Raw genomic sequence first — 23,654 nt, 5'->3', positions numbered from 1 at the left:
ATAGCGGGACACTTATCGACGCCAGGTCCCGATTACAAATGACGGCGAACTTACTGTACCGTCTGGACGGTCTTGTCAATTCCGCCTAGGCTGGTGCGGGGGAAGGGATCGATGAAGACCCAAAGGGCAAATTCGCGCGACAAGATACTCGCCGCCGCCGCCGATGTCGCACGCGAGGCCGGTCCCGGCAGCCTGTCGCTTGACGCCGTCGCCAGCCGCGCCGGCGTGTCGAAAGGCGGCCTGTTATATAACTTTCCGACCAAGGCCAAACTGATGCAGGGCCTGGTGGAGAATTACCTGCGCGCGTTCGAGCTGGCGCTGGAATCGGGCCGTGTCGCCGGCGCCAGCGGCGAGAGCCTGCTCGCCACCTATATCCGGCTCTCGGCGGATGATTGCGAGGAGCCGAAGCCGACGGCTTCGTGGATATTCTCGGCGATCGCCGAGGATCCGGATTTCCTGACGCCGATAAAAGCCTTCAAGTCGCAGCTGCTGCAGCGGCTGAAGAGCGAGACGCCGGACCTCAAGACGCTGCTGGTCTGCTTTCTGGCCATCGAAGGGCTGCGCAGCATGAACCTCTTCGATTCCGACGTGCTGTCCGCCGACGAACGCCACTTGCTGGTATCGGCCCTGCTGGAGATTGCAGGATAGCTCAGGGCGTCGGATCGAAGAAGCGATACGGGCCGGGCGGAAAGGACGGTTGGTGAGCGGCATGGCATAGGCACGCATCACGACATCGGCGATTTCAAGCTACAGCCCCCTGATTCGTTGGATCGATGGTTCAGGAATGACTGCGCGAATGCGCGGCCGACTATGTTGCGCCGCACCATAACACTGCCGTGTCAGCCTTGAGACGGCGCTCGGCGAGGCCGGCAAAGCGCGTTTTAGGGCTGTGATGGCGCCGACATATGGTTATGGCATTGTCATGTTGCGGCGCACAAACTATGTGCCTTTGTAGTCCTCCTAACAGTCGCGAGATCTCCATGGGTTCCCTTTCTTCGAAGAATGCGCTCGTCACCGGATCGACCAGCGGCATTGGCCTGGCCATTGCCCGCGCCCTTGCCGCCGAGGGCGCCAACGTCACGATCAACGGCCTTGGCGAAGCCGCGGCGATCGAACAGGAGCGCGCCGGCATCGAGAAGGATTTTGGCGTCCAGTGCCGCTACTCCGGCGCCAACATGATGGACGGCGCAGCGGTGACCGCCATGGTGCGCGAAGCCGAGCAGGCCTTGGGCAGCCTCGACATTCTGGTCAACAATGCCGGGATACAGCATGTCGCGCCAATCGAGGAGTTTCCCGACGACAAGTGGGAAGCCATCATCCGCATCAATCTGCTTGCCGCCTTTTACGCGATCAAGGCCGTGGTGCCCGGCATGAAGGCGCGCAAATGGGGCCGCATCATCAACACCGCGTCGGCGCATGCACTGGTCGCCTCGCCGTTCAAGTCGGCTTACGTCTCGGCCAAGCACGGCATAGCGGGTCTGACCAAGACGGTAGCGCTGGAAGTCGCGCAGGACGGCATCACCGTAAACGCCATCGCGCCCAGCTATGTCTGGACGTCACTGGTCGAAAAGCAGATCCCCGACACGATGAAGGCGCGCGGCATGACCGAGGAACAGGTCAAGCGCGACGTGCTCCTGGCGGCACAGCCGACGAAGCAATTCGTCACCGTCGAGGAGCTCGCCGCGCTGACGCTGTTTCTGTGCTCGGACTCGGCCAGGCAGATTACCGGCACGACTTTGCCGATGGATGGCGGCTGGACGGCGCAGTAGGCGCGCTCCCCCGGCGCCGCTCTTTCCTTGACAAAGACGAAAGATCAATCCAGCATTGTGGCAAGGGGTTCCTTCGCGACGACCCCGTGAGGCGTCAGCCCAATGATCGCGTCCAAACTCTCACTCTGGAGGTGGACGCCATGCCGTCAACAACCGCAATCACCGTAGCGCAGCTTTCCCGCCTTGTCGGTCTGTCCGACGCGCCTGTTCTTGTCGATGTCCGCATCGACGAAGACTACGACGTCGATCCGCGGCTGCTTCCGGCCTCGTGCCGGCGCGACTTCAAGTCTGTTTCGAGCTGGGCGGCCGAGTTCACGGGGGCTCATGCTGTCGTCATCTGCCAGAAGGGGCTGAAGCTCTCGCAAGGCGTTGCCGCGTGGCTGCGCCATGAGGGCATTGCTGCCGAATCCCTTGAAGGCGGCTTCGAGGCGTGGCAGGCGGCCAAGGGACTTCTGGTCAAGGCCGACAAGATACCGCCCCGCGACGACAAGGGCCGCACGGTCTGGGTGACGCGTGCCCGCCCCAAGGTCGACCGCATCGCCTGTCCTTGGCTGATCCGCCGCTTCGTCGATCCCTCGGCGGTGTTCCTGTTTGTCGAGCCGTCTGAAGTGCTGGCGGCCGCCGATCGGTTTGGGGCGGTTGCCTTCGACATCGACGACGTGTTCTGGAGCCATCGCGGCGAGCGCTGCACCTTCGACACGATGATCGAAGAGTTCGGGTTGCGGTCCGAAGCGCTCGATCGCCTTGCGCTGATCGTGCGTGCAGCCGATACGGCGCGCCTCGATCTCGTACCGCAGGCGGCCGGGTTCCTCGCTGCATCGCTCGGGCTGTCGCGCATGTTCCGCGACGATCTCGAACAGCTTGATGCCGGCATGCTGCTCTACGATGCGTTCTTCAGATGGTGCCGCGATGCCACTGACGAAACCCACAATTGGCCCAGCGCGGGCAAAGCGCCATGAGCGCCCTCGCCGCGGACGACGATGCACAGGCTACCGAGGCTCCGATCGTCCCGACCTTCCGCCAAGCCGCGAAACTGTGGGCAAGGATCGGCCTGCTCTCCTTCGGCGGGCCGGCCGGACAGATCGCGCTGATGCACAAGGAATTGGTCGAGGATCGCCGCTGGATCGGCGAGCAGCGGTTCCTGCATGCGCTCAACTACTGCATGCTTCTGCCAGGCCCCGAGGCACAGCAGCTCGCCATCTATATCGGCTGGCTGCTGCACCGGACCGCCGGCGGCCTCGTTGCCGGCATCCTGTTCGTGCTGCCCGGTGCGTTTGTCATGCTGGGCCTCAGCATCTTCTACGTGCTTTACAATGATGCGCCCGTCATCGAGGCGCTGTTTTTCGGCATCAAGGCGGCGGTGCTGGCCGTCGTCGTCGAGGCGGTCCTCCGCATCGGCAAACGGGCGCTCAAGAACCGGGTGATGATGGCGATCGCGGTGGCCGCGTTCCTTGCCATCTATGTCATCAGGCTGCCGTTTCCGCTGATCATCCTGGTTGCAGGGCTGACCGGCTGGATCGGCAACCGCTTGGCACCGGCGCGTTTTTCCGGAGCCGCACGCGGCAAGGACAATTTGCCCGATGTCAGGGGCGCCGTCGACGTCATGTTCGAACGCGGCGACCTCGCTCACACCAAGCCGACGAAATGGCACGCGCCGCGCACCATCGCGATCTGGCTGCCGATCTGGCTCGGGCCGGTCGTACTGATCCTGGCGCTGACCGGCCCTGCCAGTGTTTGGGCACAGCTTGGCGGCTTCTTCAGCCTGATGGCGGTGGTCACATTCGGCGGCGCCTACGCTGCGCTCTCCTATGTCGCGCAGGCAGCGGTGACCTCGTTCGGCTGGCTGGCGCCGGGTGAAATGGTCGATGGGCTTGGTCTGGCCGAGACGACGCCGGGACCATTGATCCTGGTGCTGCAGTTCGTCGGCTTCGTCGCCGCCTATCGTCACGCCGGTGCGATGGGACCGCTTGTGGCCGGATCGCTCGGCGCATTGCTGACGCTCTGGGTGACGTTCGTGCCGTGCTTCTTCTGGATCTTTCTGGGTGCCCCCTACATCGAGGCGCTGCGCGGCAACAAGGCGCTGTCGGCGGCGCTGAGTGCGATCACGGCGGCTGTGGTCGGCGTGGTGATGAACCTTGCGCTGTGGTTCGCACTGCATGTCGTCTTCGGCGCGGTGCACCGTTTTGGTCTTGGGATGGAGCTACCGGTGCTGTCGTCGCTGGATTGGCGCGCCGCGCTGCTGGCGGCGGCCGCCATGGTCGCCATGCTGAAACTGAGGATCGGCATGCTGCCGACATTGGCCGGCTCGGCGCTGGCCGGACTGGCGCTGCTGGCCTTGCCTGCGTAGCGTCCGAAGGCGCGGCCAGCCATTATCACAGCCGGATTTTTGAGGTATGCCGGGCCGGCGCACAACGGTCGCGGGCGCTGGTAGGATCAGCGCTGGCCCCGGAGATACGCTTTACGTCGAACCCGATACCGCCAAGCTGAACCTGCTCGACGCGGAGAGCGGCGCGCTGGCGAACTGATTTGACGAGGTTGGCCGAGCTGTTCAAAGTCGATCCTGGATCGCACAACGGGATATGACATGGTGGATTCCGATCGGATCGACAAGCTGATCGCAGGGGTGCCCCCCGCCTTGGCGCTTCGTGCCGGGCTGGACCTTGGCATCTTCACCTGGCTCGGCGGCGATGCTGCGACTGCCGACAGCCTTGGGGCAGCGCTCAAAGTCGAGCCCGCTCGTCTGTCGCGGTTCCTCTACGCGCTCGCCAGCATCGGTCTCCTCGACGTCGAGGATGGTCAGTTTCGCAACGGAGCCGAAGCGTCGGAGTTCCTCGACGCGTCCAAGCCGACCTATCGCGGCGGCGATCATGTGCTGCTGCGCGAACTCTGGGGAGCCGACCTTTTGACCGCAGAGTCGCTGCGGCAGAATCGGCCGGCCGCGCTGCACGACTTTTCCGAAGCGGGGCCAGAATCCGCAGCGGCCTTCAGCCGCATGCTCGCACCGGGAGGGGTGATTTTCGGCCGAAATCTCGCCCGTGAACTGGACTTCTCGGCGGTCAGTTCGGTGATCGACATCGGCGGCGGCGCCGGGACCATTCTGGTCGGTCTTCGCGAGCGATGGCCGCATATTGCGGCGACTTTGATGGAACTCCCGACGGTCGCGGCGGTCGCACCAGCGATCCTGTCGGAATACGGTGCCGGCGATGTGGTTGTCGAAGAAGGCGACATAACGGTCGCGCCATCGACCGGCCGGCATGACTTGGCAATCCTGAAGGCTGTCGTCCAGGTCCTGCCGCCGGACCAGGCGCGCAGTTCGATCCTGAACGCGGCGCGTTGCCTCACCCAAGGAGGCGAGATCGCAATTGCGGGGTGGGGTGTCGTCGATGACGACCGTCTCGGCCCGCCTGAGGGTGTCTTTCTCAATCTCACCTTCCTGAACCTTTACCGCGCAGGCGAATCGTACACGGAAGGTCAGTATCGCGGGTGGATGGCCGAAGCTGGGTTCCGGGATATCTCCAGGTCGCAGCTGACCGACGGCACCACGTTGTTTCGTGGGCGCCTCACGGACTGATTGTGGCTGGAGTAGTTGGTTTCGGGCGTGTGTGGCCCTCAGAGCCAGCCCCGGACGGATTGCACAAAGTTCCTGAGGCGGCGTGAGCCGATCTTTCCCCGTACCGGCAGCGCGGTGTCCCCTGTCTTCTCGATAGCTTCTTCGCAGAGGGGGCATTTAAATGTCACTTGGTCGACAACAAAGTTCGGGATAGCGGCATATTTCGCATTCGTCGATTGGGGCGGAACCTCCGACAGGATGTTGCGCGGTCGCTGCAACTTGCGCCTAGCTAGCCCGTTCGACTACGTCGAATCGGAATGGAGTTTTTAGACATTCGTTTATCTATTCGTGGTTTCTAATACATATGGCATCCAACGCGTTCACCCGGATTTGGTTTGCTTTGAGCCGCCTAAGGCGCGCCACGAACGGTAACGTTGCCGTCATCGTTGCCTTCACCTTGCCGGTCGTGGTTGGCGGCGCCGGCCTCGGTGTGGAGACATCCTTCTGGTATTACAGCAGCCTCAAGCTGCAGGCCGTTGCCGATGCCGCGGCCTATGCCGGCGCGCTCGAGAAAGTCGCGGGTTCCGATAACCCGACCATCATCGCCGCCGCCACGCAGTCCGCGACCTCGAACAATTTTGCCACGCCGGGCACGATCCAGGTCAACACGCCGCCATTGTCCGGCCCGAACACCGCGAAGAAGGCAGTGGAGGTCATCGTCAAGCAGAACCTCGACCGCTACTTCACGGCGATTTTCAACCAGGCGCCCGTTGCCGAACAGGCAAGGGCGGTGGCGCTGATCAATGACGCCTCCAAAGCTTGCGTGCTGGCGCTCAGTCCGTCGGCCTCCCAGGCTGCGCTCTTTTCCGGCAACACCACCGTCAACCTCACCGGCTGTTCGGTCATGTCGGACTCGATTGCCTCGGACGCCATAAAGACGCAGGGCTCGGCGGTGCTCAAGGCCGACTGCCTGATCACGGTCGGCGGCATGGTGCTGAACAATCCAGCGACCACAGTCTGCAAGTCCAACATCACCCGAGCCTTGCCGGCAGCCGATCCTTTCTCCGGCTTGGCGACGCCGACAGCCGGCAACCCTTGCAAGAATGTCAATGGCAACAAGACGTCGCAAACACTCCAGCCTGGCACCTACTGTAGCGGCATGAGCCTCAGCGGCAACGTCACCCTGCAGCCCGGCGTCTACGTCGTGCAGGGCGGTATGAAGGTCAACGCCAACGCGGTCGTCGCCGGCAGCGGGGTAACCATCTTCATGGCAGGCAGCAACACCGTCAGCATGAACGGCAACGCCAAGGTGACGCTGAGCGCGCCTACCTCCGGAGCCTATTCCGGCGTGCTGTTCTACGGCGACAGGACCGGGACTGCGGCACAGAGCACCTTCAACGGCACAGCGGACTCGCTTTTGACCGGCGCCATCTATTTCCCCAGGCAGCAGGTCAACTACCTTGGCAACTTCTCGGGGAACGGCGGCTGCACTCAGGTCGTCGCCGACACCATCCAGTGGTCCGGCAGTACGACCATCAAGCAGGACTGCACCAGCCTCGGGATGAAGAACATTCCGGCGACGCAATCCGTTCAGCTCGTCGAGTAGCGGGATGGGTGGGCGGACCTTGCGCATTGTCCTGGACAAATCCGGGATAGCTGCCGTCGAGTTTTCCATGTTGCTGCCCATCCTGTGCCTCGTCTGCCTCGGCATCGCCGACGGCTGGTCCTACGTAACGAGTTACCTGCAGATGCGCGCGGGCGTCAAAACCGCGGCCAATCTCGTAATGGCCGGCGCGTCCAATGACACCGGAACGCAGGCGGTCGCGCTTTCGAGCTGGAACGACAAGCCCGAGGACGCCGCGGTCGTACTGGTCCGCTCCTATTTGTGCGGCGCCACGGTCGTGGATGCGACCACCATTTGCGGCGGAACGAAGCTGCCGACCGTCTTCGTCCAGATAACGGCGACGGGCACCTGGGTGCCCCCGTTTAACTTCGGTGTCTTCCCGGACCCGCGCGCGATCAGTCATCAGCAGGTGATCCGTGTCCGCTGAAAGGATCGGATCCAGGTGGCGCCGTGACTGCTCCGGCGCAGCCGGGCTGGAATTCGCCTTGATCGCGCCTTTCCTGGTGATGCTTTTGTTCGGAATCTTCGCCTTCGGCTGGGCCATGAATGCCGTGTCGACCGTCCGCTATACACTGGAAACCTCTTCCCGGGCGCTGCAGCTGAACAACACGCTTTCGCAGAGCGACATCCAGGCCATCGCCACGCAGAAATTGGTGAACCTGGGTCTGAAGAACGTCATTGTGACGATCGCAACCGACCCTGCCAGCGGCGGTTTCAAGATGGCGCATCTGACCGCCAGCTATGCCTTCGTCATCGCTTTCCCGTATTTCGACCAGTATCCGATAAATTACGCCACGACCGTCACGGTGCCCCTGGTTGCCAGCTAGGATACGGCCGGCTTCGTTGAGTTGGCGGCGCCGAACTCAGACCGTAACGGATCGACTGGGAACCATCGCTCGATCTGAAATTGTACTTGCAAGAGGTCGATTCTCTTCGCGGCTGTAGATGCTTAAAGCTCGCTCCTGAGACCTCAGGGATGGACTTTTTCTATGGAACTAAAGTCAGGCTGCTTGCTTGGTCGCGTCCGTGAAAATCACCGAAAACCAGTCCATCAGTGCTGCAACATGCCGACAGGCTATCTCAGTCACCAAGCCTTTGATCTTGCTGGTGATCCCGACAGGAATCGAACCTGTGACCTACAGATTAGGAATCTGCCGCTCTATCCTACTGAGCTACGGGACCACGCGGCCCGACACATAGCCGCTTCCGATCGTTTCGCCAAGAGGCTCGCCGAAGGCAATGAAAAGGCCGGCCGAAGGCTAATCGGCCGGCCTTTCGTCGGGGCAGGTCAGGCTGCCAGCGCCGTTTCGGCCAGTTTCACCCAGTAGCTCATGCCGTGCGGTATGACTTCGTCGTTGAAGTCGTAGGCCGGATGATGGAGGCCGGCGGTCTCGCCATTGCCGATGAAGATGAAGGCGCCAGGTCGGGCTTCCAGCATGTAGGAGAAGTCTTCGCCGCCCATCACCGGCTGGATGGCGCGGTGGACCTGGGTGTCGCCGGCGACATTTGCCGCGACATCGCCGGCAAAGACCGTTTCTTCCGGATGATTGAAGGTCACGGGATAGTTGGCGTCATAGTCGACGGCGATCGTCGCGCCGAAGGCGGTGGCTATTCCTTCGCAGATGGTGCGGATGCGCTCTTCCGATTTCTTGGCGATCTCTTTCTTCAGTGTGCGCACCGTGCCGGCAATCTCGGCGGTCTCGGGAATGACGTTATAGGCGTCGCCGGCGTGGAATTTCGTCACCGAAACCACCACCGCCTCGACCGGATCGGTGCTGCGCGAAGCGACCGTCTGCAGGGCGCCGACCAGCTGGCTGGTGATGACGATCGGGTCGATCGTGCCGTGCGGCATCGCCGCATGGCCGCCGCGGCCCTTGACCGTGATGGTGAACTCGGCGGTCGCCGCCATGATGGGACCCGGCCGGATGGCGAACTGGCCGACCGGCAGGCCCGGCATGTTGTGCATGCCAAAGACGCGCGAAATGTCGAAACGCTCCATCATGCCGTCCTTGACCATCTCGTTGCCGCCGCCGCCGCCCTCTTCGGCCGGCTGGAAGATAACCGCGACCGAACCGGCGAAATTGCGCGTTTCGGTCAGATATTTGGCGGCGCCCAAAAGCATCGCCGTATGGCCGTCATGGCCGCAGGCATGCATTTTGCCAGGAATGGTCGAGGCATAGGGCTTGCCGGTGATCTCGTTGATCGGCAGCGCGTCCATGTCGGCGCGCAAGCCGATGGTCGCGCCTTGCCCCTTGCGGCCATGGATGATGCCGACGACGCCGGTCTTGCCGAGGCCCGTCACCACGTCGTCGCAGCCGAATTCCTTCAGCTTCTCGGTGACGAAGGCGGCGGTCTTGAAGACATCGAAATTCAGTTCTGGCGTCTGGTGCAGATGGCGTCGCCAGCCGGCAACTTCGTCCTGCATCTCGGCGGCGCGGTTGAGAATCGGCATAATGGTTCCATCTCGCTGTTGGAGCAGACGATCTGGCCTGCTTGATTGCAATTGTGATTGCCATGCTTGTTGCCATCTTGGCACTTTGCCATCTTGGCGTCACATAGGGTAAATAGCACCCCAGACAATGTGATCCGGAAATTGAGGGCCGGATCAGGTCATGCTGGCCATCGCGTAACGAAATCTTACGGAGCCAGGGGCGACTACGGCAAGAGGCGATTTCGGATTCCATGATGCGGCACAGCCATATCCTCAAATTACTGCTAACGGGCGGCTTGGCGCTACCTATGCTGGCTGGGCCAGCTTTGGCCAATCCGGTGATCCTGTTCGACCTCAACAGCGGCAAGGTTCTGCAGCACCAGGACGCCTTCAAGCGCTGGTATCCCGCTTCGCTGAGCAAGCTGATGACCGCCTATGTCACCTTCCGGGCGATTGCCGCCGGCGAGGTCCAGCTCGATTCACCGATCAAGGTGACCAAGCATTCGGCGGGCGAACCGCCGAGCAAGATGGGCTTCAAGCCGGGCTCGGTGATGCGGCTCGACAATGCGTTGAAGATGATGCTGGTCAAATCGGCCAACGATATCGCCATGGCCATCGGCGAAAACATAGGCGGCTCGCAGGCCGGATTCGCCGTTCGCATGAATGCGGAGGCGGCGCGGCTCGGCATGACCGGAACGCATTTCGTCAATCCGAACGGACTGTTTTCGCCGGAGCAGTATACGACGGCGCGCGATCTTGCCCTGCTGGTGATGGCGATCCGCAAGGAATTCCCGCAATACGCCCCCTGGTTCTCGATCGAAGGCCTTGCCGTCGGCAAGAAGGCGATCTCCAACTACAATCTCTTGATCGGGCGCTATCCCGGCGCCGACGGCATGAAAACCGGGTTCGTTTGTCCCTCGGGCTTCAACATGATCGGCTCGGCGACACGCAATGGCCGCACGCTGGTCGCGGTCGTGCTCGGCGAAAAATCGGCGATCAGCCGTGCCGAGACCGCCGCCAGGCTGCTTGACCAGGGCTTTGCCATGCCCGACCCGAACTGGCTCACGGTCGCGGCCATGCCTTCCTATGGCGATACCATGTCACCCAACGACATGCATGATGAGATCTGCAAGAAGAAGGCGCCGCACGAGCAGTCCGAGGCGGCTCCGCCGGTGGCCGCGAGGGGCGCCGACGTGCCGAAATCGCCCTATCAGGAAAAGCTCGACCACGTGCCGACGCTGGTTGCCGTGGGCCTCGGCGGCGCCACCGGGCCGGCGCCGAAGGCGATGCTCGACCAGGGCGGCCAGGAATACGCCGATGTGCCGCTGCCGAGCTGGCGGCCAGACATTCCGGCGCCAAAGGGCGCCGAACCGGCCGTGGTGGGCCAGGCAACCGCGGTGCAGGGCGACCAGCTGGTCAAAGCCGCGAACTAGGCGATGGCTGGCTTTCCGATACCCGTCACGGTGGTCACCGGCTTCCTCGGCGCCGGCAAGACGACATTGCTCAACCGGCTGCTCAAAGATCCGGCACTGGTCGACACGGCCGTCATCATCAACGAATTCGGTGAGGTGGCGATCGACCACCTTCTGGTCGAGCAGGCCTCGGACGGCATCATCCAGCTGTCCGACGGGTGTCTATGCTGCACGGTGCGCGGCGAACTGGTCGACACGCTGGCTGACCTCGTCGACCGGCTGCAGACGGGCCGTATCGCCCGTCTCGCCCGCGTCGTCGTCGAAACCACCGGGCTCGCCGATCCGGCGCCGGTGCTGCAGTCGATCATGGCGCATCCCGCCCTGGTGCAGGCCTTCCGACTTGATGGCGTCATCACGCTGGTCGACGCGGTCAACGGCAACGCGACGCTCGACGGCCATGTCGAGGCGGTCAAGCAGGTGGCAGTCGCCGATCGCATCGTGCTGACCAAGGTCGATCTGGCCAGCGATTCCGGCGACGTCGATGCTTTGCGAACGCGAGTCCATCAGCTCAATCCAGGCGCCGTGGTGCTGGAGGCCGGCGACGGCCGAACCGGCGTCGCGGCTCTGTTCGACTGCGGCCTCTACAATCCGGCGACCAAATCCGCCGATGTCCGGCGCTGGCTCGGCGAAGAAGCCGCCCATGAGCACCACCATCATCATCATGATCACGGCGAGCATGAGCACCACCACGATTCCCGCGTGCGCTCCTACTCGCTGGTCCATGACGGCCCGGTGCCGTTTTCGGCGATCGAGATGTTCCTCGACCTGCTGCGTTCTGCGCATGGCGACAAGCTTTTGCGGATGAAGGGCGTCATCGAGCTTGCGGAGGACCCGTCGCGGCCGCTTGTTGTCCACGGGGTACAGAAGATCCTGCATCCGCCGGCGCGGCTACTGGCCTGGTCGGACGGCCAACGCGGCACCAGGCTGGTGCTGATCACGCTCGATATGCCGGAAGATTATGTGCGCCGGCTGTTTTCCGCTTTCACCAACCGGCCGTCGATCGACACGCCGGATCGCGCGGCGCTGGAGAGCAATCCGCTGGCGATAGCCGGGGGCTGATTCTCAGGCTCGCTCTGCGCCGCGTTCGACCAGGAAGCGGTGGCCGCCGGTGACGGCTGACGTTTCAACCAGTTGGTGACCAGCGTCGGCGCAAAAGGCGGGGATGTCGATGACCGCCAGCGGGTCGGTGGTCTCCAGCCAAAGCCGGCTGCCCGGCTGCATTGCCGCTAGGCGTTTTTTCGCCTTGAGAACGGGCAGGGGGCAGTTCAGGCCCTTGAGGTCATAGATTGCGGTGTGATTTGTTTGTTTGTTTTCATGCATGTCTTTGTCCCAAAACCGCTGCGCACTTTTGGGCGGCATGCATCGGCAAGGCGAAAACCTCAGCCGCCGAACATGCCTAGCAGCTTGTTCTTGATCTTCGACATCCGGCTTTCGTCCGCCGGCGGTTCCGCAGGCGCCGCCTCGACGCTCGCAGTGGCGACCGGCTGCTGGGCGGCCTGCTTGGCTGCTTCCTTTTCGGCCAGCGATTGGGCCTTTGCGGCTTGCTTTTCAGCCAGTGCCTGGGCCTTGGCGGCTTTCGCAGCCTCGATGGCAGCAACCCGCTGTTCCTCGGCCTTGCGCTTGGCTTCCTTCTCTGCGTCCAGCGCCGCCATCTTGCGGCCGGCGGGCGAATCGATGCGGCCCATGCGCGCCGTCTCGGTCAGCGTGCCGTCGGAATTCAGCGACGGCGGTTCGATCGGCACGCGCTCGCCCCGGGCGCGGCGCTTCGACCAGTCTGAAACGATGGCGGCTTCCTTGATGCCGGCAATGGTTGGCTTGGGCGCTGGCACGCTGGCCTTGACCGCGCCGGTGAAGGCCGCGTCATAGCTGCTTTGATAGGCGTTGAGTGCGCTCTTCAGCGAATCGGGCTGCGTGGTCGCGGGGCATGCGCCAGTCGGATCGAATGTCGTGCCCTCAGGCGCCACCTGGTTGAAGACATAGCGCTTGTCGCAGACATCGACCTTCGGTGGCACCTTGGTGATCTCGAAATTGTCGTAACCGACCTTCAGCATCTTCCAGAACTCATAGTTCGGGTCGTTGCGGTAGCGCGCCATGTTGGCGGCGGTCATGCGGAACGGGAAGGCCTGGATCTGGAACTCGGTCTGGCCGCCCTGGAAGGCATCGCGACCAAAAGCGTAGATCTGCTCGATCTGCGGGTCGGTCATCGAATAACAGCCCGACGACGAGCAGGCGCCGTGCACCATCAGATTGGCGCCGGTGCGGCCATTGGCACGGTCATAGGCGTTGGGATAGCCGATGTTGAAGGACAGGTGATAGTTCGAGCGCGGATTCATCTGCGACGGGCGGACCGTATAGAAACCTTCCGGCGCCTGGCGGTCGCCCTCGGTGTATTTTGGGCCGAGCTTGCCCGACCATTTGCAGATGTCGTAGCTGGCGACCATCTCGTAGCGGCCGGTGGTCTTGGCCTTCCAGATTTCGAGCTTGCCTTCTTCCTTGAAGATGCGAGCCATCACCGACGAGGTGCGGATCATGCCCTTGGCTTTCATGTCGGCCAGGATCTTGTCCGGCAGCGGCTTGCTGGCTTCCGGCGCAAAATTCTTCATCGAGGAATCGTTGCAGCCGGCAACGCCAAGCGCGGCGATCAGGAGTCCAGTGCGGGCAAGCTTGGTAAACATGGATACGGCTATGTCTTTTTCTCGCGGCACGGCCGGATAGCGCCCGGGCCTGCATGCTGAACACTGACGGACCCTAAGCCCGTTAACCTTGAAAATTCCTTACCGCAAGCGTCGGACGGCGCCCCCCACGGCAATTCGCCCGGTGTCACGGATTTTTTATTGAGCCGAATGCGGCGGCATTTTTGTGGCGAAATTGCTCCTTGACGCCACATTGCGGTGCGCTGCCGGCCAAAATCAGAGGCTGCGGCCCATCGCCAGATATTTTTCGCGGCGCTGTTCGCGAAAATCGGTGTTGGCGCCGGCAAAATCCTTCATCGTCTTGGCGATGAGATCGCCGGTGGCGGCGATCACCGTTTCGGGCGCGCGCTGGGCGCCGCCGAGCGGCTCGGCAATGATGGCGTCGATGATCTTCATTTCCAGAAGGTCCTGGGCGGTGATCTTCATGTTGGTCGCCGCATCTTTCGAGCGCGTGGTGTCGCGCCACAGGATCGAGGCAGCGCCTTCCGGCGAGATCACCGAATAGATGGCGTGTTCCAGCATGTAGACGCGGTTGGCGGTGGCGATCGCAATGGCGCCGCCCGAACCGCCTTCGCCGATTACAACCGAAATCGATGGCACTTTGAGGCCGAGGCAGGCCGAGGTTGAGCGGGCGATGGCTTCAGCCTGGCCGCGTTCCTCGGCGCCAACGCCGGGGTAAGCGCCGGCGGTGTCGACCAGCGTCAGAAGTGGGATCTGGAAACGGTCGGCAAGTTCCATCAGCCGCACGGCCTTGCGGTAGCCTTCAGGGCGCACCGAGCCGAAATTGTGCTTGAGCCGGCTCGCCGTGTCGGAGCCCTTTTCCTGGCCGATGACGGCCACCGGTTCGCCGCGGAAGCGGGCGAAGCCGCCGATGATCGCCTGGTCCTCGCCGAAATTGCGGTCGCCGGCGAGCGGCGTGAAATCGCTGAACAGACCCTTGATGTAGTCGAGGCAATGCGGCCTGTCGGTGTGGCGCGCGACCTGCACCTTCTGCCACGGCGTCAGCGCCTTGTAGATGTCGCGCAGCGCGTCGCGCACGCGCTTCTCGAGCCGGCTGATTTCGTCGCCGACGTCGACCGCCTCGCCATTCTCGGCAAGCTTCTTCAGCTCGAGGATCTTGAGTTCAAGGTCCTGCACCGGCTTTTCGAAATCGAGGTAATTGTACATTCTTGAGCGGACCGATGCGTCGGAAGGCAAACATCGCGCAGATGTAGGCTCCGCGCGGGCACGTTGCCCTCACATAGCGATATGAGGCCTAGTCGGCAAGCGGATGATGATCGTTGACCAGCCGCACCAACCGCTCTTCCAGCACATGCGTGTAAATCTGCGTGGTCGAGATATCGGCGTGGCCGAGCAGCTGCTGCACCGCCCTGAGATCGGCGCCGTTCTGCAGGAGATGGCTGGCGAAAGCATGGCGCAGCACATGCGGCGAAATTTTCGCCGCCGATATGCCGGCCCGCGCGGCAAGGCCTTTGAGATCGCGGGCAAAGACCTGCCGGGAGAGAAAGCCGCTGTCGCCGGCGGCCGGGAACAGAAACGGGCTGTCGGCGAAAGCCGGCACCGTGGCCCGGGCTGTGAGCCAAGCCCGCATCGCCGTGCGGGCCTTGGCCGACAGCGGCACCATGCGCTCCTTGTCGCCCTTGCCGCGCACCATGAAGAAGCGGTCGTCGCGCTGGGCGACGGTCACCGGCAGGCCGACTAGTTCGGAGACGCGCAAGCCGGTGGCATAGAGCACCTCCACCAAAGCGTGCAGGCGCAGTGCAGCCACCCGGTCACCATTGACGGCATCGCCTGTCTCAAGCGCGGCGCGGTCGAGCAGCCGACCGGTATCGGCCTCGCTCATCGTCTTGGGCAGCGGCCGGCCCTTTTTCGGACTGTCCAGCGTGCCGGTCGGGTCGTCGCCGCGCAAGCCCTCGGCGTAGAGAAACTTGAAGAACTGGCGGATCGCCGACAGTTTGCGCGCCTGCGACGTCGACGCAAAGCCGCGCGCCGCGATATCGTCGAGATAGGCGCGGATGTCGGCTGCGGCGGCAGCGGCAAGCCCGCCGGCAATCTGCTGCGAAGCGTCTTCGAGATCACGGCGGTAGGAAGACAGCGTGTTTGCAGCGGCACCGCGTTCGGCGCTCATCATCTCGAGAAAGGCTTCGATGCGAGCCGCGCTGTTCATGTTCCAGGGGTCAGTTTTGGGTCAGTTTTTCTTGGGGTTCAGCTTTTCCGGTGGAATGCGCACGGTGATTTCGGCTTTTTTCGGCTCGACGAACATCGCCAACGCCACCATCGTACCATAGGCAATGCCGGCAAGAATCATCATCGTCACGACAAAGCGGAACAGTGTCGGCATCAATCTTCGCCCGTCTTCTTGCTCTGCGATTCCAAGCCCTGTGTCCTTATGGGACGCTAATTCCGTCAATTCAAGGACGAAGGGCTCTGCGTGCGAAAGGCGCTGTGCTTGACGCAAACGGGCTTTTGATGTCGATACGCCGGCAAAGACGGCTTAGAAACAGCATGGTCTCATGAACGCGTTACCAGCAAATCCTCCCGGCGATAGCCATGCCGCGCTGCTCGACAGGCTGGGCAGCCGCTCGATCGTCTTTGTCGGCCTGATGGGCGCCGGAAAGACGGCGATCGGCCGCAAGGTGGCGACGATGCTGTCGCTGCCCTTCGTCGACAGCGACCAGGAGATCGAAACCGTGTCGCGCATGACGGTGCCGGAACTGTTCGAACGCTATGGCGAGACCGAATTCCGGGCATTGGAGCAGCGCGTCATCCTGCGCGTGCTGGAGAGTGGGCCGCAGGTGCTGTCGACCGGCGGCGGCGCGTTCATGAATGCGCAGACGCGGGAAGCGATCGCCGGGCATGGCGTGTCGGTGTGGCTGAAGGCCGAGATCGACCTGTTGATGGAACGCGTGTCCAAGAAGCAGAACCGGCCGTTGCTCAAAAGCGCCGATCCGCGCGCCGTGCTCGAGCGACTGATGGGCGAGCGCTACCCGGTCTATGCCACGTCCAACATCACCGTGCCGACACGCGACGACCGCAAGGAGGTCATTGCGACGGAGGTTGTCGACGCGCTGTGCGGGCATTTCGGCATTCCGGCTCCGACTGCGCCAGGCGAGGTGCGGCTGTGAGCGAACCGGTCACTGTCGAGGTCGGCCTTGGCGAGCGTGCCTATGACATCCTGATCGGCCCTGGCCTTTTGGCGCGCGCCGGCGCCGAGATTTCGCGCCGCCTGCCCGGCACGAGGGCGGCGGTGGTCACCGACGACAATGTCGCGGCGGCACATCTCGACGCGCTGAAGGCCGGTCTGGAAACAGGCGGCATCCAGCCTGCCGTCATCACTTTGCCGGCCGGCGAAAAGACCAAGAGCTTTGCCCATCTCGAAGAGGTGGTCGACGGCGTGCTCGCCGCCAAGCTGGAGCGCGGCGATGTCGTCATTGCGCTCGGCGGTGGCGTCATCGGCGACCTGACCGGCTTTGCCGCCGGCATCGTGCGCCGCGGCATGAATTTCGTCCAGATTCCAACCTCGCTGCTGGCGCAGGTCGATTCCTCGGTCGGTGGGAAGACCGGCATCAACAGCCCGCGCGGCAAGAATCTGGTCGGCGTCTTCCATCAGCCGAAGCTGGTGCTGGCCGACACCGAAGTGCTCGACACGCTGCCGATCCGCGAATTTCGCGCCGGCTATGCCGAGCTTGCCAAATACGGGTTGATCGACCGACCGGCGTTTTTCGCCTGGCTGGAAGCGAACTGGGAAAAGGTGTTCGCCGGTGGTGCGGAACGGGCGGAGGCGATTGCCGAGGCCTGCCGCGCCAAAGCCGATGTCGTCGCCCGCGACGAGTTCGAAACCGGCGACCGCGCACTGCTCAATCTTGGCCACACGTTCGGCCATGCGCTGGAAGGCGCCACACAGTATGATGGCGCCCGCCTCGTCCATGGCGAAGGCGTCGCCATCGGCATGGCGCTGGCGCACCGCTTTTCCGCAAGGCTCAATCTGGCCAGCCCGGACGACGCGGCGCGCGTGGAGGCGCATCTTCGCGCCGTCGGTCTACCCTGGCGGATGGCCGACATCCCTGGTGAGTTGCCCGATGCCGAGGCGCTGCTTGGCTTCATCACCCAGGACAAGAAAGTGTCGCGCGGCGCGCTGACCTTCATCCTGACGCGCGGCGTTGGCCAGGCTTTTATTGCCAAGGATGTACCGGCGTCGGAAGTGCTTTCGTTCCTCAGGGAGAACCACCCGGGCCAGGAAAGCCGGCAGCGATGATCAACGAGCCCGGCTGGACCGTCGTCGCCGTCCTTGCCATCCTCATCCTGCTGGTCCTGGCCGTGCGCACGCGCCTGCTTGCCATGTTCGGCTATGAGCTGTCGCGCATCGAGCCGCAGCGCTCGACACAGGACGAGTTGCGCGGCGCGGTCGACGATTTCCGCCGCGACGGCCAGATGGTGCGTGAGGACCGCGACCGCGTCGGCGGGCTGTTCGATCTCGCCGAGCTCGAAGTCTCCGACATCATGGTCCACCGCACCAATATGCGCTCGGTCAATGCCGACAATGGGCCGGAAGCGGTGGTGCGCGAGATCCTGCAAAGCCCGCACACCCGCATGCCGTTGTGGAAAGGCTCTCTCGACAACATTGTCGGCGTGCTGCACGCCAAGGACCTGCTGCGAGCGCTGAACGAGGTCGGCAACGACTTTTCCCGGATCGACGTGATGAAGATCGCTTCGAAGCCTTGGTTCGTGCCCGACACCACGACGCTGCAGGAACAGCTCAACGCCTTCCTGCGCGCCAAGGCGCATTTCGCTATCGTCGTCGACGAATATGGCGAGGTCGAAGGGCTGGTGACGCTGGAGGACATTATCGAGGAGATCGTTGGCGAGATCGCCGACGAGCACGATGTAGACATTCAGGGCGTGAAGCAGGAGGCGGACGGTTCCGTGGTCGTCGACGGCACCGTGCCGATCCGCGATCTCAACCGGGCGCTCGACTGGAACCTGCCTGACGAGGAAGCGACCACCATTGCCGGCCTGGTCATCCACGAGACGCAGTCGATCCCCGAGGAAAAGCAGGCTTTCACCTTCCACGGCAAGCGCTTCGTGGTGATGAAGCGCGACAAAAACCGGATCGCCAGAATCAGGATCAGGCCGGCGGGCGAATCTTAAAGGTACCGAGCAGGCCCGCCACATGACGCTCTTTGCCGAGCTTATGCCGCGATCTGGCTCGTAGACCGTTCGTGGATGGTCGCACCGGTTTGAGCGTCAACTGCGACCAGGCTGACCTCGTAGCCCCAGAGGCTGCGGACATGGCGCAGCGTCGCGTCACGGCTGGCCCCTTCGAGCACAACACCATCCTTTACCCTGTGTTGCAGCCGCAACTGCCGGTCGCCGAGCAGGTCGACATCAATCACCTGGATGTCCGGCCGATTCGCTCCAAGGTCGTAACCGTGGGCTAGCTCGGCCCGTATCTTGTGATAGCCACGTTCGTTGTGGATCGAGGCGACTTCGAAATGCGGTTGGTCGGCTCCATCGCCAAGCACGAAGAACCGCCATTTTCGGATCAAGCTCGGGCTGAGGTACTGGCGGATAAAGGATTCGTCGCGGTGGTTGGCCCAGGCCTCAAGCAGGACCTCGCGCCAGTTGCCATGTCCTGCAATGTCCGGGAACCAGTCGCGGTCCTCCGCCGTCGGCTCGGTCGAAATGCGCTGTATGTCCTGCATCATGTCGAGGCCGAGGGCATAGGGATTGATGCCTGAAAACCGGGGATCGTCAAAGGCCGGCTGGAAGATCACGTTCGAATGGTTGCGCAGGATTTCGAGCATGGCACCTTCGCCGATCCGGCCGCGATCGAATAGCATGTTCATGAGCGTATAATGCACGAAGGTGGCGCAGCCTTCATTCATGACTTGAGTCTGTCGCTGCGGGTAGAAATATTGCGCGATGACGCGGACGATCCTGATGATCTCGCGCTGCCAGGGTTCCAGGATCAGGCTGTTCTTCTCGAGGAAATAAAGGAGGTTTTCCTCGGGAAGGTTGAGCGATCTCTTGCGCTCCGCCATCCCTTGATCCTCATTGCCGGACTTGTTTTTGTTCTGCGACGGCGGCAGCGTGCGCCACAGATCGTTGTAGGAGCGCTCTTCGTATTCGAGGCGCTCGCGAAGCCCTTCGCGCTGTCGCTCCGACGAGAGCTTTGGCGGCCGGTGGTAGCGGAACACCCCTTGTTCCATCAGCGCATGGGCGGAATCGAGAATAGCCTCCACTGCTGCAAGGCCGTGCCGCTCCTCGCACCGGGCGATGTAGCCCTTGGCGAAGTCCAGATAACCCAGGATTGCCCCGGCGTCGGTCCATTGCTGAAACAGATGATTGTTCTTGAAGAAATGATTGTGGCCAAGCGCCGCGTGGGCCGTCACAAGGGCCTGCAAGGCCATGGTGTTTTCCTCCATGAGGTAGACGATGCAGGGATTGGAGTTGATGACCAGTTCATAGGCCAGCCCCCGACCACCCTTACGGTAAAGAAGCTCCTGGTGAAGGAAATGTTTGCCGAACGACCAATGCCGATACATCAGTGGCATGCCGATAGATGAGTAGGCGTCGAGCATCTGCTGGGAGGAGATTATCTCCATCTGGACCGGGTAAGTATCGAGATGCAACTCGTCGACCGCGATCGCCTCGATCTCTTCAAAAGCCCGCGATAATTTCTCGAAATTCCAGTCGGAACCGGAAAACAACAAATTCGTTTCGTTGGCTCGCCTGACCATCTCTCTCTCTCAAGCGCTCTTGATGGCCACCGGCTGCCTGGCGAAGAGCCGGTGGAAGACCGGGTAAATATCCGCGGGAGCAGCGATGCGGCTCATCTGGAAGTTGGGCCATTTCAGCTCGATCGTACTGTAGGCGCGCCAAAGCGACGTCCCGTTTTCGGTAGCACCGAATATGTGGCTCTCGCGTTCGTCGATGATCTCGACATAGGCGAAATACTGGCACAGGCGCATGAGCTTGCCGTTCATGAGCTCTATGCATCGCTCGGAATCGGTGGTGAAATTGTCCCCGTCAGAGGCCTGCGCGGCGTAAATGTTCCACTCGCTGGCAGGATAGCGCTGGCCGATAATGCGGTGCATTTCGTCGAGCGCGGTGGAGACGATCGTACCGCCGCTCTGCGTGTTGTAGAAGAACGTGTCCTCATCCACTTCGTGCGCCTCATGGGTATGGCGGATGAAGACGATCTCCGTGCGTTCGTAGCGCCGTTTCAAGAACAGGTGCAGCAGCACGAAGAAGCGTTTGGCCAAGTCCTTTTCGCGTTGGCCCATCGATCCGGACACGTCCATAAGGCAGAACATGACGGCATTGGCATTCGGCACCGGCCGGGCGTCGAAGCGGTTAAATCGGATATCGACCGGATCGACAAAGGCAATTCGCCTGCGCCGTCGCTCCAGCCGGTCAAGCTCGTCGCGTAATTCCGCGATGCGCTGGCGCACCGCCGCGCCGGCCGGGGCCGACTCAAGCGTGACGATTTCCCGGAGGATCGCCTCCAGTTCCTGCTGCGTGGGGCGCCTCAGCGCAATGCGCCGGCCTAGGCTGTTGCGCATCGTGCGGCCGGCATTGATGTTGGTCGGGGAACCAGTTGCCGCGAAGCCGGCCCGGCGCGGCTTGAAGGCAAGGATTTCCTTGAGATTGAGCTTAACCAGGTCGGGCAGTTCGAGATCCTCAAAAAAGAGTTCGAGCACCTCCTCGCGTGACAGCACGAAACGAAAATCGTCTTCCGACGCCGTGTTTCCTGGCGACGACGCCGCGCCGCCCCCATGCGGCTTCGGGAGCAGGTCTCCAGGGGAAAAATGCCTGTTGCCCGGAAGGATGTGTCGGCGCCGTCCGCTGGCCCTGTCATCGTTGAAGCTCGGCTCGGCTGTTTTCCTTTCAGGCATGGGCACGGCGTGCTCGGTATCCACGTCGGCGATCCTGCCAGTGCGGATTTGATCGCGAATGCTCCGCTTCAACTCCTCGCGAGCACGCCTGAGGAAGCGCTGTCGATTGCCAAGGCTCTTGTCCTTGGGGTTCAGGCGACGGTCGATGAAGATCGGCATGGAACCATCCGGCTCTGTCAACCCGCCTTGTTCACCCGCATGTACCAGTCCACCAGCCGGCGTACCTGCCGTTCTGTGTAGCCACGCTCGATCATGCGCTGCACGAATTCGTTGTGGCGCTTTTCCGTAACGCTGTCTTGCTTGGAGCCGAAGCTGATCACCGGCAAGAGGTCCTCGACCTGTCCGAACATCCGCTTCTCGATGACCTCGCGCAGTTTTTCATAGCTGGTCCATGACGGGTTGCGGCCGTGGTTTCTTGCGCGAGCGCGCAGAGTGAACTTCACCACCTCGTTACGGAAGTCCTTGGGATTGGCGATGCCTGCCGGTTTCTCGACCTGCGAAAGTTCGTTGTCCAGGATCTCCCGGTTGAGGATCTGGCCGGTGTCGGGGTCCTTGTAGTCCTGGTCCTCAATCCAGGCATCCGCATAGGCGATGTAGCGGTCGAAGAGGTTCTGGCCGTATTCGCTATAGGACTCCAGATAGGCCTTCTGGATTTCGTGGCCGATGAACTCGGCGTAGCGCGCCGCAAGCTCCGACTTGATGAATTCAAGATAGGCCGCTTCCGTTTCCTTCGGGAACTGCTCCCGCTTGATCGCCTCCTCCAGAATGTACATCAGATGCACAGGATCGGCGGCCACCTCCTCATTATCGAAGTTGAATGTCTGCGAAAGGATCTTAAAGGCAAAGCGCGTGCTGACGCCCGTCATGCCTTCATCGACGCCGGCGGCGTCGCGATACTCTTGGACCGACTTTGCCCTGGGATCGACTTCCTTCAGATTTTCGCCGTCATAGGCGCGCATCTTGGTGTAGAGCGGCGAGTTGTCGTGCTCGGCCAAGCGCGTCGAAACTGCAAAGCGGCTGAGGATGTCCAAAACTTCAGGGGCACAGGGGCTGGCGGCCAACTCGCTCTCACGCAGCAATTTCTCATAGATCTGCCTCTCTTCGGTGATCCGCAGGCAATAGGGTACCTTGACCACCAGGATGCGATCGAGAAACGCCTCATTGTTCTTGTTGCTCTTGAACTGTTGCCATTCCGACTCGTTGGAATGGGCGACGATGATCCCCTGGTAGGGAAAGGCGCCGAAATTTTCAGTGCCGTTGTAGCTGCCTTCCTGTGTCGCGGTCAGCAGCGGATGCAGAACCTTGATGGGTGCCTTGAACATCTCGACGAATTCAAGCAGACCTTGCGTGGTCCGGTTCAGGCCACCGCTATAGGAATAGGCATCGGGGTCGGACTGGCTAAAATTTTCCAATTGCCTGATGTCGACCTTGCCGACCAGGGCCGAGACATCCTGATTGTTCTCATCGCCAGGTTCGGTCTTGGCAATGCCGATCTGGCGCAGCCGCGAAGGCATCAGCTTGACGACGCTGAATTTGGAAATGTCGCCAGACAATTCGTCGAGGCGCTTGGCCGCCCATGGCGAAATCAATCCGTTCAGCCGGCGCCGGGCTATGCCGTATTTATCCTCTAGCAGATCACCCATGTGATCGGGATGGAACAGCCCAAGCGGCGACTCGAAAACCGGGCTGATCTGGTTGCCGACCTTCAGCGTGTAGATCGGGCGCTGCTCCATCAGTTTCTTCAGGCGCTCGGCCAGAGAGGATTTGCCGCCGCCGACCGGGCCGAGGAGATAGAGGATCTGCTTGCGTTCTTCGAGCCCCTGCGAGGCATAGCGGAAATACCCGGCTATGCGCTCGATCGTATCCTCCATTCCATAGAAGTCGGAAAAATGAGGGTAGACCTTGAGGGTCCGATTCGCGAAAATGCGGCCGAGCCGCTCGTCTTTGCTGGTGTCAACCAGTTTTGGTTCGCCGATTGCGTCGACCATCCTTTCGGGAGCCGAAGCATACATCGATTTGTCTTCCCGACAGGCAAGAAGATACTGTTGGATGCTGACCTCTTCGTCCGCCGCATTGGCATAAATTTCCGAAAAAAGATCGAAGACGTCGGATTGGGTTGCACGCATGATGTTCTGCCCTCGGAGCCGATCTGGATTCCAATCGCCTCATCACCTTCAACTGTCGGAAAGCATTGTTGGTTCCCTTCACATGAAGGAG

22 protein-coding genes and 1 tRNA gene are annotated in these 23,654 nt (G+C 62.1%); 13 read left to right on the top strand and 10 right to left on the bottom strand.

What is annotated here, in order from left to right:
* Window positions 1–111: 111 nt before the first annotated feature.
* The 8 genes from NLY36_RS12145 to NLY36_RS12110 all read left to right on the top strand — a co-directional run bounded on the left by NLY36_RS12145 (window position 112) and on the right by NLY36_RS12110 (window position 7,770).
* Window positions 112–648: a TetR/AcrR family transcriptional regulator gene (locus NLY36_RS12145; protein WP_023683943.1), complete on the top strand. Its 537-nt coding sequence runs from the start codon at window positions 112–114 to the stop codon at window positions 646–648.
* Between the two features lie 332 nt (window positions 649–980).
* Window positions 981–1,769, top strand: coding sequence for a 3-hydroxybutyrate dehydrogenase (locus tag NLY36_RS12140; protein WP_023735208.1), 789 nt, complete (start codon window positions 981–983; stop codon window positions 1,767–1,769).
* A gap of 140 nt (window positions 1,770–1,909) precedes the next feature.
* Entirely contained in the window at window positions 1,910–2,728 is an 819-nt protein-coding gene (locus NLY36_RS12135) for a chromate resistance protein ChrB domain-containing protein (protein WP_023683941.1), read from the top strand.
* Complete coding sequence (gene chrA / locus NLY36_RS12130) at window positions 2,725–4,116, top strand: chromate efflux transporter (protein ID WP_023683940.1); 1,392 nt, start codon at window positions 2,725–2,727, stop codon at window positions 4,114–4,116. The genes NLY36_RS12135 and chrA overlap by 4 nt, the downstream gene beginning before the upstream one ends.
* A 237-nt stretch (window positions 4,117–4,353) precedes the next feature.
* Window positions 4,354–5,340 (top strand): methyltransferase, encoded by a 987-nt coding sequence (locus tag NLY36_RS12125; RefSeq protein WP_023696403.1) that lies wholly within the window; start codon window positions 4,354–4,356, stop codon window positions 5,338–5,340.
* A gap of 379 nt (window positions 5,341–5,719) precedes the next feature.
* Window positions 5,720–6,925, top strand: a complete 1,206-nt coding sequence (locus NLY36_RS12120; RefSeq protein ID WP_348529196.1) for a pilus assembly protein TadG-related protein — start codon at window positions 5,720–5,722, stop codon at window positions 6,923–6,925.
* A gap of 19 nt (window positions 6,926–6,944) precedes the next feature.
* A complete protein-coding gene (locus tag NLY36_RS12115; RefSeq protein WP_245260130.1) occupies window positions 6,945–7,370 on the top strand; it encodes a TadE/TadG family type IV pilus assembly protein in 426 nt (141 codons plus the stop codon).
* Between the two features lie 58 nt (window positions 7,371–7,428).
* Entirely contained in the window at window positions 7,429–7,770 is a 342-nt protein-coding gene (locus tag NLY36_RS12110; RefSeq protein ID WP_023685375.1) for a TadE/TadG family type IV pilus assembly protein, read from the top strand.
* Between the two features lie 278 nt (window positions 7,771–8,048).
* Here NLY36_RS12110 and NLY36_RS12105 read toward each other — a convergent pair.
* Together NLY36_RS12105 and NLY36_RS12100 are read right to left on the bottom strand one after the other, a co-directional pair.
* Window positions 8,049–8,125, bottom strand: a tRNA-Arg gene (locus tag NLY36_RS12105).
* 106 nt (window positions 8,126–8,231) lie between these two features.
* A complete protein-coding gene (locus tag NLY36_RS12100) occupies window positions 8,232–9,395 on the bottom strand; it encodes a M20 aminoacylase family protein (RefSeq protein WP_023735206.1) in 1,164 nt (387 codons plus the stop codon).
* A 233-nt stretch (window positions 9,396–9,628) separates the two neighbouring features.
* Here NLY36_RS12100 and NLY36_RS12095 point away from each other — a divergent pair, with 233 nt between their 5' ends.
* Together NLY36_RS12095 and NLY36_RS12090 are read left to right on the top strand one after the other, a co-directional pair.
* On the top strand, window positions 9,629–10,807 hold the full coding sequence (locus NLY36_RS12095) for a D-alanyl-D-alanine carboxypeptidase family protein (protein ID WP_023735205.1): 1,179 nt from the start codon (window positions 9,629–9,631) through the stop codon (window positions 10,805–10,807).
* A 3-nt stretch (window positions 10,808–10,810) separates the two neighbouring features.
* Window positions 10,811–11,905: a CobW family GTP-binding protein gene (locus NLY36_RS12090; protein WP_023726959.1), complete on the top strand. Its 1,095-nt coding sequence runs from the start codon at window positions 10,811–10,813 to the stop codon at window positions 11,903–11,905.
* Between the two features lie 3 nt (window positions 11,906–11,908).
* Here NLY36_RS12090 and NLY36_RS12085 read toward each other — a convergent pair whose 3' ends face one another.
* The 5 genes from NLY36_RS12085 to NLY36_RS12065 all read right to left on the bottom strand — a co-directional run bounded on the left by NLY36_RS12085 (window position 11,909) and on the right by NLY36_RS12065 (window position 15,880).
* Window positions 11,909–12,166 (bottom strand): sulfurtransferase TusA family protein, encoded by a 258-nt coding sequence (locus NLY36_RS12085; RefSeq protein ID WP_031193210.1) that lies wholly within the window; start codon window positions 12,164–12,166, stop codon window positions 11,909–11,911.
* 59 nt (window positions 12,167–12,225) lie between these two features.
* Window positions 12,226–13,521 (bottom strand): L,D-transpeptidase family protein, encoded by a 1,296-nt coding sequence (locus NLY36_RS12080; protein WP_023685371.1) that lies wholly within the window; start codon window positions 13,519–13,521, stop codon window positions 12,226–12,228.
* Between the two features lie 234 nt (window positions 13,522–13,755).
* On the bottom strand, window positions 13,756–14,706 hold the full coding sequence (locus NLY36_RS12075) for an acetyl-CoA carboxylase carboxyltransferase subunit alpha (RefSeq protein WP_023685389.1): 951 nt from the start codon (window positions 14,704–14,706) through the stop codon (window positions 13,756–13,758).
* Between the two features lie 88 nt (window positions 14,707–14,794).
* Complete coding sequence (locus NLY36_RS12070; RefSeq protein WP_027050748.1) at window positions 14,795–15,706, bottom strand: site-specific tyrosine recombinase XerD; 912 nt, start codon at window positions 15,704–15,706, stop codon at window positions 14,795–14,797.
* Between the two features lie 21 nt (window positions 15,707–15,727).
* Window positions 15,728–15,880 (bottom strand): hypothetical protein, encoded by a 153-nt coding sequence (locus NLY36_RS12065; protein WP_023670666.1) that lies wholly within the window; start codon window positions 15,878–15,880, stop codon window positions 15,728–15,730.
* A 172-nt stretch (window positions 15,881–16,052) separates the two neighbouring features.
* Here NLY36_RS12065 and NLY36_RS12060 point away from each other — a divergent pair, with 172 nt between their 5' ends.
* The 3 genes from NLY36_RS12060 to NLY36_RS12050 are packed head-to-tail and all read left to right on the top strand — an operon-like array spanning window position 16,053 to window position 18,687.
* Complete coding sequence (locus tag NLY36_RS12060) at window positions 16,053–16,664, top strand: shikimate kinase (protein ID WP_023670667.1); 612 nt, start codon at window positions 16,053–16,055, stop codon at window positions 16,662–16,664.
* Window positions 16,661–17,794: a 3-dehydroquinate synthase gene (gene aroB / locus NLY36_RS12055; RefSeq protein WP_023694054.1), complete on the top strand. Its 1,134-nt coding sequence runs from the start codon at window positions 16,661–16,663 to the stop codon at window positions 17,792–17,794. Before NLY36_RS12060 ends, aroB begins: the two co-directional genes overlap by 4 nt.
* Window positions 17,791–18,687 (top strand): HlyC/CorC family transporter, encoded by an 897-nt coding sequence (locus NLY36_RS12050; protein ID WP_023670669.1) that lies wholly within the window; start codon window positions 17,791–17,793, stop codon window positions 18,685–18,687. The genes aroB and NLY36_RS12050 overlap by 4 nt, the downstream gene beginning before the upstream one ends.
* 41 nt (window positions 18,688–18,728) lie before the next feature.
* Here NLY36_RS12050 and NLY36_RS12045 read toward each other — a convergent pair whose 3' ends face one another.
* The 3 genes from NLY36_RS12045 to NLY36_RS12035 are packed head-to-tail and all read right to left on the bottom strand — an operon-like array spanning window position 18,729 to window position 23,563.
* A complete protein-coding gene (locus NLY36_RS12045; RefSeq protein ID WP_023685369.1) occupies window positions 18,729–20,279 on the bottom strand; it encodes a SpoVR family protein in 1,551 nt (516 codons plus the stop codon).
* A gap of 9 nt (window positions 20,280–20,288) precedes the next feature.
* Complete coding sequence (locus NLY36_RS12040) at window positions 20,289–21,596, bottom strand: YeaH/YhbH family protein (RefSeq protein WP_023685368.1); 1,308 nt, start codon at window positions 21,594–21,596, stop codon at window positions 20,289–20,291.
* Window positions 21,597–21,613: 17 nt separating this feature from the next.
* A complete protein-coding gene (locus NLY36_RS12035) occupies window positions 21,614–23,563 on the bottom strand; it encodes a PrkA family serine protein kinase (RefSeq protein ID WP_023685367.1) in 1,950 nt (649 codons plus the stop codon).
* Window positions 23,564–23,654: the final 91 nt, after the last annotated feature.

This window comes from Mesorhizobium sp. C399B (assembly GCF_030323185.1).
Taxonomy (GTDB): Bacteria; Pseudomonadota; Alphaproteobacteria; order Rhizobiales; family Rhizobiaceae; genus Mesorhizobium.
Note: the sequence above shows the minus strand (reverse complement) of the source record. Positions and strands in the feature narration are given on the sequence as shown.

Coding starts and splice junctions, on each gene's coding strand:
- NLY36_RS12145 (WP_023683943.1), top strand. CDS start 112: ATGAAGACCCAAAGGGCAAATTCGCGCGACAAGATACTCGCCGCCGCC.
- NLY36_RS12140 (WP_023735208.1), top strand. CDS start 981: ATGGGTTCCCTTTCTTCGAAGAATGCGCTCGTCACCGGATCGACCAGC.
- NLY36_RS12135 (WP_023683941.1), top strand. CDS start 1,910: ATGCCGTCAACAACCGCAATCACCGTAGCGCAGCTTTCCCGCCTTGTC.
- chrA (WP_023683940.1), top strand. CDS start 2,725: ATGAGCGCCCTCGCCGCGGACGACGATGCACAGGCTACCGAGGCTCCG.
- NLY36_RS12125 (WP_023696403.1), top strand. CDS start 4,354: ATGGTGGATTCCGATCGGATCGACAAGCTGATCGCAGGGGTGCCCCCC.
- NLY36_RS12100 (WP_023735206.1), bottom strand. CDS start 9,395: ATGCCGATTCTCAACCGCGCCGCCGAGATGCAGGACGAAGTTGCCGGC.
- NLY36_RS12095 (WP_023735205.1), top strand. CDS start 9,629: ATGCGGCACAGCCATATCCTCAAATTACTGCTAACGGGCGGCTTGGCG.
- NLY36_RS12090 (WP_023726959.1), top strand. CDS start 10,811: ATGGCTGGCTTTCCGATACCCGTCACGGTGGTCACCGGCTTCCTCGGC.
- NLY36_RS12085 (WP_031193210.1), bottom strand. CDS start 12,166: ATGCATGAAAACAAACAAACAAATCACACCGCAATCTATGACCTCAAG.
- NLY36_RS12080 (WP_023685371.1), bottom strand. CDS start 13,521: ATGTTTACCAAGCTTGCCCGCACTGGACTCCTGATCGCCGCGCTTGGC.
- NLY36_RS12075 (WP_023685389.1), bottom strand. CDS start 14,706: ATGTACAATTACCTCGATTTCGAAAAGCCGGTGCAGGACCTTGAACTC.
- NLY36_RS12070 (WP_027050748.1), bottom strand. CDS start 15,706: ATGAACAGCGCGGCTCGCATCGAAGCCTTTCTCGAGATGATGAGCGCC.
- NLY36_RS12065 (WP_023670666.1), bottom strand. CDS start 15,880: ATGCCGACACTGTTCCGCTTTGTCGTGACGATGATGATTCTTGCCGGC.
- NLY36_RS12060 (WP_023670667.1), top strand. CDS start 16,053: ATGAACGCGTTACCAGCAAATCCTCCCGGCGATAGCCATGCCGCGCTG.
- NLY36_RS12050 (WP_023670669.1), top strand. CDS start 17,791: ATGATCAACGAGCCCGGCTGGACCGTCGTCGCCGTCCTTGCCATCCTC.
- NLY36_RS12045 (WP_023685369.1), bottom strand. CDS start 20,279: ATGGTCAGGCGAGCCAACGAAACGAATTTGTTGTTTTCCGGTTCCGAC.
- NLY36_RS12040 (WP_023685368.1), bottom strand. CDS start 21,596: ATGCCGATCTTCATCGACCGTCGCCTGAACCCCAAGGACAAGAGCCTT.
- NLY36_RS12035 (WP_023685367.1), bottom strand. CDS start 23,563: ATGCGTGCAACCCAATCCGACGTCTTCGATCTTTTTTCGGAAATTTAT.